Origin of the sequence: Curtobacterium sp. MCBD17_040 (assembly GCF_003234805.2) — a bacterium.
GTDB lineage: Bacteria > Actinomycetota > Actinomycetes > Actinomycetales > Microbacteriaceae > Curtobacterium.
Genome location: NZ_CP126273.1, coordinates 455,423 through 467,735 on the forward strand (window position 1 = coordinate 455,423; position 12,313 = coordinate 467,735).

13 protein-coding genes are annotated in these 12,313 nt (G+C 65.7%); 9 read left to right on the forward strand and 4 right to left on the reverse strand.

Features of this window, described 5'->3' with window-relative positions:
• Positions 1 to 40: 40 nt before the first annotated feature.
• Positions 41 to 766, reverse strand: a complete 726-nt coding sequence (locus tag DEI94_RS02170; protein ID WP_111026950.1) for an SDR family oxidoreductase — start codon at positions 764 to 766, stop codon at positions 41 to 43.
• A gap of 62 nt (positions 767 to 828) precedes the next feature.
• On the opposite strand from DEI94_RS02170, the gene DEI94_RS02175 reads away from it, so the two are divergent.
• The gene (locus tag DEI94_RS02175) at positions 829 to 1,620 is read left to right on the forward strand and encodes an SDR family NAD(P)-dependent oxidoreductase (protein ID WP_111026949.1); all 792 of its coding nucleotides are present in this window, start codon (positions 829 to 831) and stop codon (positions 1,618 to 1,620) included.
• A 63-nt stretch (positions 1,621 to 1,683) separates the two neighbouring features.
• Here the strand turns inward: DEI94_RS02175 and DEI94_RS02180 are convergent, their stop codons facing one another.
• The 3 genes from DEI94_RS02180 to DEI94_RS02190 form a co-directional block, all read right to left on the reverse strand.
• Positions 1,684 to 1,893 carry a hypothetical protein gene (locus DEI94_RS02180; RefSeq protein ID WP_111009708.1) on the reverse strand — a complete coding sequence of 70 codons (210 nt, stop codon included), beginning with the start codon at positions 1,891 to 1,893 and terminating at the stop codon, positions 1,684 to 1,686.
• 73 nt (positions 1,894 to 1,966) lie between these two features.
• Positions 1,967 to 2,419 (reverse strand): MarR family winged helix-turn-helix transcriptional regulator, encoded by a 453-nt coding sequence (locus tag DEI94_RS02185; RefSeq protein ID WP_111009707.1) that lies wholly within the window; start codon positions 2,417 to 2,419, stop codon positions 1,967 to 1,969.
• A gap of 559 nt (positions 2,420 to 2,978) precedes the next feature.
• Positions 2,979 to 4,028 (reverse strand): hypothetical protein, encoded by a 1,050-nt coding sequence (locus DEI94_RS02190; protein WP_146249502.1) that lies wholly within the window; start codon positions 4,026 to 4,028, stop codon positions 2,979 to 2,981.
• 843 nt (positions 4,029 to 4,871) lie between these two features.
• Here DEI94_RS02190 and DEI94_RS02195 point away from each other — a divergent pair.
• The 8 genes from DEI94_RS02195 (at position 4,872) to DEI94_RS02230 (ending at position 12,301) form a co-directional block, all read left to right on the forward strand.
• Positions 4,872 to 5,159, forward strand: coding sequence for a transposase (locus DEI94_RS02195; RefSeq protein WP_181441920.1), 288 nt, complete (start codon positions 4,872 to 4,874; stop codon positions 5,157 to 5,159).
• 35 nt (positions 5,160 to 5,194) lie between these two features.
• Entirely contained in the window at positions 5,195 to 5,887 is a 693-nt protein-coding gene (locus DEI94_RS02200) for an IS3 family transposase (protein WP_284183726.1), read from the forward strand.
• A 200-nt stretch (positions 5,888 to 6,087) separates the two neighbouring features.
• The gene (locus DEI94_RS02205) at positions 6,088 to 7,158 is read left to right on the forward strand and encodes an IS110 family RNA-guided transposase (protein ID WP_111027871.1); all 1,071 of its coding nucleotides are present in this window, start codon (positions 6,088 to 6,090) and stop codon (positions 7,156 to 7,158) included.
• Between the two features lie 25 nt (positions 7,159 to 7,183).
• Positions 7,184 to 7,378 carry an IS3 family transposase gene (locus DEI94_RS02210; protein ID WP_111027872.1) on the forward strand — a complete coding sequence of 65 codons (195 nt, stop codon included), beginning with the start codon at positions 7,184 to 7,186 and terminating at the stop codon, positions 7,376 to 7,378.
• 231 nt (positions 7,379 to 7,609) lie between these two features.
• Complete coding sequence (locus DEI94_RS02215) at positions 7,610 to 8,404, forward strand: hypothetical protein (RefSeq protein WP_111027873.1); 795 nt, start codon at positions 7,610 to 7,612, stop codon at positions 8,402 to 8,404.
• A gap of 230 nt (positions 8,405 to 8,634) precedes the next feature.
• Positions 8,635 to 9,552 (forward strand): abortive infection family protein, encoded by a 918-nt coding sequence (locus DEI94_RS02220; protein ID WP_146249601.1) that lies wholly within the window; start codon positions 8,635 to 8,637, stop codon positions 9,550 to 9,552.
• A gap of 264 nt (positions 9,553 to 9,816) precedes the next feature.
• Positions 9,817 to 10,728, forward strand: a complete 912-nt coding sequence (locus DEI94_RS02225) for a hypothetical protein (RefSeq protein ID WP_146249602.1) — start codon at positions 9,817 to 9,819, stop codon at positions 10,726 to 10,728.
• A 580-nt stretch (positions 10,729 to 11,308) separates the two neighbouring features.
• Positions 11,309 to 12,301 (forward strand): IS481 family transposase, encoded by a 993-nt coding sequence (locus DEI94_RS02230; protein WP_284183510.1) that lies wholly within the window; start codon positions 11,309 to 11,311, stop codon positions 12,299 to 12,301.
• Positions 12,302 to 12,313: the final 12 nt, after the last annotated feature.

Here is a 12,313-nt window from a genome sequence, read left to right on the forward strand (position 1 = left end):
CGAGCGGTCTGGCCGGAGTGCGTGAGGCCGTCGCCGCGGTTCAGCGCTGCGAGACGGGCGAGATGACGAGCTCGTCGACGCGGACGTGCCCGGGAGCGTCGAGGACGAACTGCACGGCTGCGGCGACGTCCTCGGGGGCGAGCATCACCGCGCGGGCGTCGGCGTCCGGCACGACCGGACGCATCGCCAGGAAGTCCGAGTCGACGTCTCCCGGGCACAGGTGGCAGGCCCGGACGCCGTGCTCGGCCTCCTGGTCGTTCAACGTCCGGACGACGGATCCCAGGGCGGTCTTGCTCGCGCTGTAGGCCACGCCGGCCCCGGGCGAGAACTGCCATCCCGAGTACGACGACACCACGACCACGACGCCGGCCGCCCGCCGCAGCTCCGGCAGCGCGAGGTCGACCGCCGCCACCACCGCCGTGAGGTTCGTGTCGACGATCTGTGTGAAGCGGGCGAGGTCCTGGTCTGCCCATCGTCGGGCCGGGTCGTTGAGACCGGCGGCGAGGACGAGACCGTCGATGCGGCCCAGACGATCGACGAGCTCGGCGTGGGCGGCGGCCAGGGCCCGCCGGTCCGTCACGTCGACCGGCAGGGCGATCGCGTCCCCACCGTCGGACCGGACCTCGGCCACCACCGCGTCCAGGGCCTCCCGGCGACGGCCGCTCACCGCGACGCGCCACCCTGCGGCCGCAGCCGTCCGCGCCGCCGCGCGCCCCATCCCGGTCCCGCCGCCCGTGATCCACAGCACCCGTGCGTCATCGCTCATCGTCCGTCCTCCTGTCGTCAGTATGCTCGGCGGCACGACGCGGACGGGTGGAGGCAGCGAGGATGCTGATCGAGTTCAACGACCAGGTGGTCGTGGTGAGCGGTGCGGGCCGGGGGATCGGACGCACCATCGCGGAGCGGTTCCTCGCCGAGGGTGCAACGGTGTTCGCGCTCGACCTGGCGTTCGGCGCGGCGGACGACGGAGCCGCTCCGACGCCGGCCGACCGGTTCGTCGAGCTCGTGTGCGACGTCAGCGACCCGGCCTCGGTCCGCTCCGCGATCGCGACGATCGTCGAGCGCGCCGGACGGATCGACGTGCTCGTGAACAACGCCGGCATCAATGTCGAGGGCACCATCGACACGCTCGACCCCGACCGCTGGCGGCGGTGCTTCGACGTCAACGTGGGCGGGGTGTTCCTGATGAGCCAAGCGGTGATCCCGACCATGCGGGCGCAGCGGTCCGGACGCATCGTCAACGCGGCGTCGTTCGCGGCGATCGTGCCGAGCGTCGGGAGCGCCGCCTACGCGGCCTCGAAGGCGGCGGTCGTGCAGTTCACGCGGGTCCTGGCGGGTGAACTCGGGCCGTGGGGCGTCACGGTGAACGCCTACGCCCCGGGCATGGTGCCGACGGCGATGAACGGCTTCGCCGACATGGACGACGCAGCGCAGGCGCGGCTGCTCGACACGCTGTCGCTCCGCCGCTGGGAGACCGCCGACGACGTGGCCGACGTGGTCTGCTTCCTCGCGAGCCGAGCGGCCGGGTACGTCACCGGCGCGCTCATCGACGTGAGCGGCGGGAAATTCGCCACGCAGATCCCGGCGAAGGCGTACGAGATCGCGGCGACGACGGACTGACGCGGTCCGGTTCCCGGTTCGGAGAGCGGCTGCGTCCGGATCCGGGGAGGGGCTGAGCCCGGGTCAGGGGCAGTGCAACGTCGACGATGCCCGCTGCCCTTCGCGGCGTTCGACACGGTGCTGTGAGAGGGGCGCGCCGCAGATCGGGCACGCGCGGTCCACCGTGCGGTCGTCGGGGCCCTCGGGACGCCCGGCGCCGATCTGCGACGGCCCCATCTTCTCGATGAGCGTCGTGTTCCAGCGCGTGTACCAGCGTCCGAATCGACCCGCCATCGCTCCTCCAGTTCGTTCGTGCCCTAATGATCAGTGTACGACGCTGTTCTGCCTCCTGACCACGAGCGACGGGTCAGGAGGCGTCGTCGACGACCGACAGGAGGGCCGTCAGGTCGTCCTTCAGGGCCTCCAGACGGGCGACCGGCCACCCGAGCCGCTCGGCGACGGCGAGCGGCACCGCCCGCGCCCGCTCGCGCAGGGCGCGACCCGCGGTCGTCAACGACACCTGCAGCTGGCGCTCGTCGCTCGGGCTGCGGTCACGACGGACGTAGCCGGATGCCTCGAGCCGCTTGAGGAGGGGGCTGAGCGTCGCCGAGTCGAGGTGCAGCTCGCGCGCGATCGCCCGGACCGACCTGGGGGAGTCCTCCCACAGCGCGAGCATCACGAGGTACTGCGGATGCGTGAGACCCATCGGCTCGAGGAGCGGCCGGTACAGCCCGATCACGGCCCGGGATGTCGCCGCGAGCGCGAAGCAGAGCTGACGGTCGAGGGCGAGCGGGTCCACGGTCTCCGGCGCAGCGGTCATGGCTCGATCCTACGTTCGTGCCCTCATGGTTCGTGCCCTGCCGCCCTCGAACTGGGGCGCGCTGGGACGTTGTCGGGCGTCCGGCCGACACCTACGCTCGGAGGAGTACCCGCTGCACCCGGACGGACCGGACCCCGCCCGTGCCCGGTCCGAGCGGTGTATCCCTCCCGGTCCCTGCTCCTGTCGACGCGCTACCCGTCCCGTCGAGCGGACGCAGTGGACCGGGACCCCGAAGGCGTCGTGTTCCACGCGTGTCGCCGCCTCCACCCTCCCGGTGCCAGCGACGCGGACGCATTGCGGAACGTGCGGTCGTGTCGTTTCTCAACCCAGATGAGACACCCTTCGCAGTGATGAGACCATGCGGCGCCTGAACACGGCCCTCCTAGCGAGATCGGATCCCTCTCACCTGACGTGAGACCGTTTTGAGCCATCCATCGTGCCGGCCGAACCGGGGAAGACCTTGGTTCCTGTGAGCGAGCCCGATCGATGGGCGCCTCACAATGACGACCAGACCACGCGATACGTTCAGCATGCGAGATTATAGATCCGAACTCGCCACTTAGGGGGTAACGTCGACGAACCCGATCAGGTCCAATCTATCCTCTCGGATTAATGCCACAGTATCGCCATATCGTCGCGAGTTCGGAAAAGCGCGAGCCTGAACGATCATTTCGTCGGCGAGCTCCACTGCTCCAAAAGTACCGAAGACGTGCACGCCATTCAGGTGCTCAACCAAGAACCCCGAGTCTAGAGCTTGCGTCGAGATAGTGCTCCGTAGCGACCGCGCATTCTCCTGAGAGAGGTTCAGCTTGTCCTTCTTCTGGAGGCGAAGCGGTCGATCATCGAAGGCCTGGATGTTGACAATCTCCACCTCGTCGCGAACTCGCACGAGCAGGCGGTAACTCGCATTACCAAGGACTTCCACGTCGTCGCGTCCAAACGAGAGTCCTTCGCCGATGGCGTCAGTAAGCGTAGAAGTCAGTGGTCGAGGCGCCTCGTACTTTGTGACCATTCTTTCTCCACTGTCGCTTCCTCGGGACGCGCGGGGTCTATCGGCTTTGATGAAATCAGGTACAGGAGCCTCGCCGTAGTTCAGAAGGTGCACTGACGAGCTGGAAATGGAACGGGAGTAGGGGGCAAGAGGCCTGACGGTGGCACGCTCGGCTTCTTCGTACCATCCCTCACCTTCGCCGAAATGAACCTCGCGGGCCACGAGACCCCGCTCGCCGAGGGATGCGGCGAGCTGTCCAGCGCCGGCGACAACGGAGGTGGTTGGGGCGTCCGTTACTTGCAGCAGTGGCACCTGGTGTTGGGCCTGCTGTCGAGGTTCGAGTCGGGTTTCATATGTTCCGCTGTCGGTTGCCGTGAATAGTCGATTCCCGTAGACGACCGTGTCGGTCACATTGCCGGGCAGTCGCTCAACGGGAGCGGGGCTTAGCATCGAGGCGTCGAGGGTGACTACGAGCTCGGGCTGCCCTTGCAGAGGAGCGAATAGCTCGCGCCTGACTGACTGGAGTGCCGTCATCTCTTTGAAGTCTCGGGAAGACTTGCGCTGGCTTCGAAGAATGAGTTGGTTAGCTAGGACTTGAACGTGCTCATCGCTGGCCATAGCGATCAAGCCTGAGAGTCGGTCTACAGGTACGGAGAGAATTGTACCTAGGCGATCCCATACGTAGAGGTTATCTCGATATAACCAGGCATCTTCCCATAATCCGGGAATCTGTACAACAAGGCGGCGAATGGTCATCAGACGGCCTGCTTTCGTAGCTTCCTTGCGAGCGCGTGCTTGATCAGTCCGGCCGTCTCCCAAGCCGTAATCACCGCCGGGGGTGCGGAGCGGACTGTGCCGGGACTTTCTTTTCCGACGGGGTGCCCGTGCCAGTCGGAAGAGCCGAGGGCGGGAGGAAAAAAGCGTGCTAGCAGTTCACCGCGTGTTCCAAATGGGCGACTGAGGTCGTCGGTCACTGCCCAGACCTGATTTGAAGCGGCAATCTCGTGCGGGTGTTGCACTTCAAGCCCGCAGAAAACGTGGCACTCATCGTCTTCGGGGATTCCCCACTGTGACTTATCGGACGCGCGACCGACTTCTCTGTGATGCGGGTGGCTCAGGTACCCCCTACCCCCGCAGGTGGTGAAGGTGGAAGCTGGCGGCCCAGTCAATCGTACGTGCACGAAAGCCAACCTAGGGCACTCCTGAGATGTTGTCAGTACCTGTAAGACGCGCATGCCCTTCCTCGGCTGCGGCAGGTGTCCTGAGTCCAGCAGCGAGGACCCGCTTCACGCTGTCTGAGCGGTGTGTTCGAAGTTGGAGCTGTCGAGCCTTGTCTCGTTTCGCCCTGTGGCCCGCGATGTGTGCTGGGGTTCTCGAACCCGCTTTGGTTTGGGGCGACCTGTCCCGGGTTTCCCGGACACCTGAGTTGGGGCGATGATCGTCCCGGAGAAGGAGTCCGTGATGCCTGCTGCGAAGCCTGAGGAGTTCCGTCGCCGCGCTGTGGCGCTTGCCCGGCAGGGTGAGAAACCGGTCCGTGAGATCGCGAAGGACCTCGGGATCAGCGAGTCGGGCCTGCGCCGCTGGATGAGCGAAGCGGCCGTCGAAGAGGGCCGCGCCGAAGGGATGACCCGTGACGAACGAGCTGAGCTGGTTCGGTTGCGTCGGGAGAACCGGGTGCAAGCGATGGAGATCGAGATCCTGAAGCGGGCCAGCGCACACTTCGCGCGGGAGAACGTGCTCCCAAAATAGGGTTCCGGCTCGTCCGCGAGCTCGCCGATGACGGGGTGCCCGTCGCGGTGACGTGCCGGGTCCTGCAAGTCTCGCCGTCGAGCTACTACGAGTGGCGATCCCGCCGTGCCTCGGACCGCGACATAGACGACGCGTACCTGATCGACCAGATTCGGGAGATACATGTTCGCTCTCGCGGCACCTACGGGGTCCGTCGGGTGCACGCGGAGCTGGTTCTCGGGCAGTGGCGCCGGATCGGGCACGGCCGGGTCGAAAAGCTCATGTGCCTTGCCGGGCTGCAGGGAGTCCATCATCGGAGATGGCGCACCAGCGGCTCGGGCCGGCTGCCGGCCGTGTTCGAAGACCGGGTGAAGCGGGTGTTCGCCGCAGACGCGCCGGACAAGCTGTGGGTCACCGACATCACCCAGCACCGCACCGGCGAGGGGTGGGTGTACTGCGCGGCGGTGATCGATGTGTTCTCCCGCCGCTGCGTGGGCTGGTCGATCGCGGACCACCTCCGCACCGAACTCGTGGTCGACGCGATCCAGATGGCCACCTGGCGCCGCCAGCCCACGGGAACCATCGTCCACTCGGATCGTGGAGCGCAATTCACGTCATGGTTATTCGGCAGCCGGCTCCGCGAAGCCGGGCTCCTCGGCTCAATGGGACAGGTCGCGTCCGCGTATGACTGTCAGTCTGTTTCTGCTGGGTCGAGACTCGATCTGGAAGTCCTGGCCGCGGCGGCCTGACCCTTGCTTACGAATGACCCTCTGGTGTCTTTGCGTTGATCTGTCGGCCGCCCGGCCGGGCGGCGTATGAAGCACTGCCGCCGGTCGGGCGTGACCTGATAGGAGCCTGGAGCTGACTTTGCGAGCGTCCCCATGACAGTCCTGTCCACCCGCCGGCGACAGCGTGAACCTCACGATGACCGGCAGGAAGGCAGCACAGCATGGCACCGGAAGCACCGGCACGATCGGGTCACGTCGTCATCGGCGTGGACACCCACAAACACATTCACGTCGCCGCGGTCATCGACCCCGTCGGCGGGATCCTCGACTCGCTGACGATCCCGACGGATCACGGCGGCTACCAGCGGCTGCTGGACTGGGCGGCGTCGTTCGGGCGCATCATCGCGTTCGGCATCGAGGGCACCGGCTCGTACGGCTCCGCACTGGCGTCGTTTCTCCGCCGGAACGGTCACGAGGTCGTGGAAGTGTCTCGTCCCGACCGGCGGCTGCGACGGCTGAACGGCAAGTCCGACACCCTCGACGCCGAGAACGCGGCACGCTCGGTACTTGCCGGCTTCGCCACCGCGGTCCCGAAGACCGCCGACGGCGCCGTCGAGATGATCCGGCAGCTCAAGGTCGTCCACGACACCGCGGTCAAGGACCGCTCCTCGACGATGATCACGCTGAAAGCCATGCTCGTGCACTCCAGCGACGACCTCCGCGAGCAGATGGCCGGGAAGTCCCGCAAGATGCTCGCCCGACACCTCGCCGCACTCCGACCGCGCGGCATCGACACCGTCGATGACGCCAACCGGCACGCGCTGCGCAGCCTCGCCCGCCGCTGGCAAGCTCTCCACGCCGAGGCCGCAGACCTGGAACAGATGATCAAGGACCTCGTCCGGGCCGTGGCGCCGGACCTCCTCGACCGGTTCGGCGTCGGCGCCGACACCGCCGCCGAGATCCTCATCGTCGCCGGCGACAATCCCGAACGGATCCGTTCCGAGGCGGCATTCGCGAAACTCGCCGGCATCAGCCCCGTCCCGACCGGGTCCGGGATGACCAGCGGACGACATCGCATCAACCACGGCGGCCACCGTCAGCTCAACGCCGCGATCTATCGCACCGTGATCGTCCGGATGCGGTTCCACGAGCCCACCATCCGCTACGTCGAACGCCGCACCGCAGAAGGCAAGAGCAAACGCGACATCATCCGCTGCCTGAAGCGATACGTCATCCGCGAGGTCTATCACCTCGTTAAAGCGAACCCGGCGACCGGCGAGATCGCGAGTTGACAACTATAGGAGCATCAACGCGCTGATGGAGTCGCTCTTCGGCTCGATGCAGATCGAGCTCCTGGACCGCTGCGACTGGCCCACCCGCGCCGAGCTCGCGTCGGCGATGTTCGAGTGGATCGAAGCGTTCTACAACCCCACCCGACGCCACTCCGCGCTGGCCTACTACTCACCCATCGAATTCGAGAACCTCTACACCGCCGCCGAAACCGCGGCATGATCAACACAAAGAGAGCGTCCGGGAAACCCGGGACAGGTCAGCCGCAGATCACGATGCCGTATGGGCTCGGCGACACCACCGACCTCACCGACACCCTCACCGTCCTGAAACTGCGCGGGGCTTCGCGCGGTCGTCGAGACGTACGACACGATCCGCCTCGCCGACGGCCGCCGCGCACGCTTCCCAACGCTGACCCAGCGCCCCCGCGACGAAGACCCGAACGACGCGGAATTGCTCCTCCTGGCACCGCGGACCGTCACTGCCACGCAAATCGCGCTCGCGGAGCAGACGGCGGCGGTCCTGCTGGTCGACGTGGACCGGCGACGCGTCTGGCTCGACGGCAGACAAGCCCTCGGGACGAAGGAGCGGTGGAAGGACGCCGCCCCCATCTACGTCGCCTTCGCCGTCGCGCGGATACTTGCCGTCAACGGCTCCACCTTCGAAGCGCTGGTGCGGGCCGGGCTGGCTCCCGGACAGGTTGACGACGCGCTCGCACGCCTCGGGAAACGCGTGCACCGCACCGACATCGGTTGGGAATCACGCCAGGTGGGCGGACTCGTGGCCTTCGCGATCGCCTGTTACCCCGGACCAGGCGGCACCCGGACCCGGTGGACATCCGACCTGCCGCTCGTCGAGCAAGCGGAACGGCTCATCAGCGTCGGATGCCGCATCTCTGGCCGCGCCATCTCCGACCGCCCCGGCTACCCCGCCATCAGCAAGCGAGAGATGCCGTACCGGCTCGTCGCGTTCACCGAACAGGAAGTCGACATGGTCGCGCTCGGCTTCCAACCCGACACGATCGGCTTCGCCGGCACCGAGCTCATCCGGCCCGCCGATCCCACCGTCGTTCTCACCGCAGCGGCTGCCGGCTACACGGACCGCACTGATGACATCATCACCGCGAACACGCTCCTCCGCGCCGACATGCGCAACGACGACGACGCCGCAGCCCTGCAGGAGGTCCGCGACCGGCTGCAGTTCCTCGCCGACACCGGCTACGACCTCCGCCACAACCTCCCGAGCTGAAGCGATCTGCCTGACGAATAGCGGCGTCCTTTAGAGGCAGGTCCGTGAGAATCCGATCGGACGGGCTATGTGGGGCCCACCGACGCTCAGCGCGCTGGCGGTCCGCCGCTGGCCGGTGGACGACGGTCGCCGGAAAACCACTCGCGGGCATAGGGGGCTCATCCCGCTCAGCCAGTTTGGACAGGAGCGGGTTTCGCACTGCTGCGAGCCGTTCCATATAGGGTCAGCGCGTGCCATCCCTAAACCTCATCGACCGTGAACGAAGAGTTGAGCTGTCCGCTTGGATGTCTGAGACCGGCTATCACTGGGCGGGCCAGGAAGACGAAGACAAGTTCCTCGCTCGTCTGTATGACCTCCGTCAGATGCCCTCAACTGATGGCCGTGCGGCGTACCCCACTGCGGCCGAGGACATCCATCAGCATCAGGTACGCAACCGCGACTGGGACGACGACTGGGTCTTCGGCGATCCGCGGTTCAACTTGTGGAATTGCTCGGATGAGGAGTTCCTGAAGTTCCTGCTGAACACGTTGCGGCCGAGGACCCAACCGGACCCTGCTGTCACCGCGCTGATGGCCGCGCAGTACAACACTGTGTTGGCTCCCACCGGATGGGAGTTCATCGACGACCACCATGTCGGCGAGAGCATCTACTACGCGTACCGGCGACGTATGGGTGTTCACGATCCGAGCCGCATTGAGTTGACAGCCCCTGACGTGGTAGATCGATTCGTCCTAGATCAGCAGCTTGGGCGTCTCCGCCGTGACATCGAGACCGACCCCGCGGCCGCGATTGCTCATTGCAAAGAGCTGATCGAGTCCCAACTCAAGCTAGTCCTTCAACGGTTCGGAGAGCAGTACAGCGATCGAGATGATGTCCCAGCACTGTACGGCCAGGTGTCGCGTCGACTAGGCATCCATTCGAACGCGGTCCCGGGGGACTCGCGGGCTTCTGAGGCTGTGAAGCAGGTTCTTCGCAACCTGTCTTCCGTCGTCAAGAACATCTCTGAAGCGCGCAACGCGATGGGAACTGGCCACGGCCGCGCGGAAGCGAGCCCGGCTGAGCGTCGTCACGCTCGACTGTTCTTCAACGCGACGGTAACCGTCACCGAGTTCATAGCTGAGACGTGGGCGGCGGGCGAAGACGAGTGAGACAAAGACGACCCCATTTGATGCGACCGCGCCGAATAGCTCAGGTTCGACGTGCGGAAACACCGGAGTAGCCGACCGCTAGAGGATCCTCACTCAAACGCAGGGCGAAGGCGGACATCAGCTGTAAGTGGTTAGCTGTCTCCGCGGAACCGGACACCAGGCATGAGGAGTTGAGCGAACTTGTCCCGAGCCGCCTTCTTTTGAGGCCAAGTACACATGCTGCGCCTCCTGAACCGGGAGGAACTTGCGCGATAGGTTGTCGGCATGACTTCGGTTGCAGCCTGGGAACGTCGAGTTGGCGAGCGCTCCGAGATGGTGGTCGCGAGCGACAGTCGGCTAGGCGGAGGCGAGGAGTGGGATGCTTGCGCCAAAATCTTTGACATCGGTCGGGACGATGCCGTCCTGGCGTTCGCGGGGCACACGTGGCGAGCCCTGCCGCTCGTATTCCAGGCAGTAGCGACGACCCGCTCATACAGCGGCTCCTCCTTAAGGACGCTGGACCTTCCACAGTTCGCCAAGCACCTCGAGAGTGTTCTGAACGTGGTCCTTGACGAGGCCAAGGGGCCAGCGTCGAAGGAACCGCCTCACTGCGAATTTTTGCTCGCCGGATGGTCTTGGAAAAAGAACGCTTTCCGTGCTTACCGTTACGCGTTTGACCGAACGGCGTGGCGGTTCGTTGGAATCGCTTCGCCGCAACAGCTCCCTCAGGCCCTCCGAGCCCCAGGACGAGGAACGATCTTTACCCAGATCGGTGATGGCGGTTGGCGACTGCAGGGGCTACTTGCGCGCGACTACAACCGGGGCGCGATCTCCGGACCGCTCGGTTACCACCCGCTTGAGTACCTGTACCGGCAGACGAAGGACGCGTCGCTGGAGGAGGCCTCAGTCGGAGGGCCGATCCAGGTGGCAAAAGTGTATCGATCGATTCGTGTCGAGCACTTCGCAGTGCGGACGGAAGATGGGTTGTCCATCTCAGGTCGTCCAGTGCTCCCATACGAGCATCTTGATGTACGCGCGATCGAGCGTCGGGACGACGGGTACTGGTTCACCGAACCGATGACGGCTCAGATCCCTGCGTTGGGTGAGGCGCTCGAGTCGCTCGATGAAGACGAAAAGGGGGATCTGCCGACGCCGGAACTCGATGCAGACGCCGGCAGCAGCGCGTCTGTTTCCTAAGAATCGACATCCGTCGCGACGTCAGGGTCTTCGTTCGGATCCGCCCCGGACGATTTCAATGGGGAATTGCTGTCACCCGAGACGCTGTGTGCTACTGCTCGCGTACCCTCTAGAAGGCAAACGCGGCGAGGCAGCTAACGTGCTGGAGCTTTAATGGCTCACCGCCGCTTGACTATCGAGGCGGGTTGATGACACTTGCGTACCATCTATGTCGACGGCTCGCCGACGTGCTCCACGAAACACTGGGGTTGCTGCGTTCACCGGGGTGGGCTTCGAACCGATCCCGACGGCAAACGTCATAGGGGCGAAGCGAGGGCTCTTTGGCGGCCACGCTCCTTCCCGCAACGGCGTCCCGGTCAGGCTGAGCTGTTCGCACGTAGCAGTAGCCTGCGTCGCCTCTCGTTTTCGTGTAGCACCAAAGCGAACTTCAGTCGCACCCCATCCGCTGTGCGCGCCTAGCTGTACTGCCCAGGGACGTTGGTTGTGTTGCGACGACTCGCTGTAGTCGTTGGGATGTGAGAAGGACCTCCTGCAGTGGAGTGGAGCTGTCTAGTTCACACACTCTCCGCAGGAGGTCCTCGTGTCCCACGCTAACGCTGCCCTGACACCACGCCAACGCCTCCGGATAGGTCGTCTGATCGTCGATGACGGCTGGCCAGTCCGGCACGCAGCCCTGTTCTTCCACGTGTCCTGGCCGACCGCGAAGCGCTGGGCCGACCGGTATGCGGCCATGGGCGCCGAGGGCATGCATGACCGCTCGTCCCGTCCGCACCGGTCCCCGAACCGCACCCGCCCTGAGCTGGTGAAGAAGGTCGTCGCACTTCGCTGGCGAAAGCGCCTCGGTCCCGTTGGGATCGGCGGGCAACTCGGCATGCCGGCCTCGACAGTGCACGCCGTGCTGACCCGCTGTCGGGTGAACCGGCTGCACCACATCGACATCCGCACCGGCGAACTCGTGCGCCGTTACGAGCACGAACGTCCGGGCGCGATGATCCACGTCGACGTGAAGAAACTCGGCAACATCCCCGATGGCGGCGGCTGGCGCTACGTCGGCCGACAGCAAGGTGGGCGGAACCGGTCAGCAACGCCCGGTAAGGGCCGCAGCAAGCATCGCGGCCCGCTGATCGGGACCGCGTTCGTGCACACCGTGATCGATGACCACTCCCGCGTCGCTTACGCCGAGATCCACGACGACGAGAAAGCAGCGACCGCGATCGGGGTGCTACGGCGGGCCGTGTCGTGGTTCGCCGCACGCGGTGTCCGGGTGGAGCGGGTCCTCTCCGACAACGGCTCTGCCTACAAGTCCCACGCCTGGCGCGAGGCCTGCACTGAGCTGGAGATCACGCCGAAGAAGACCCGCCCCTATCGGCCGCAGACCAACGGGAAGATCGAACGCTTCCACCGCACCCTCGCCGACGGGTGGGCGTTCTCACGGCACTACCCGACCGAGCACGCCCGCCGGAACGCCCTCCCGGCATGGCTGCATCACTACAATCACCACCGGCCCCACACCGCCATCGGGAACCGGTCACCGATCACTCGGTTGACCAACCTCCCTGGGCAGTACACCTAGCGCATCGGGGCG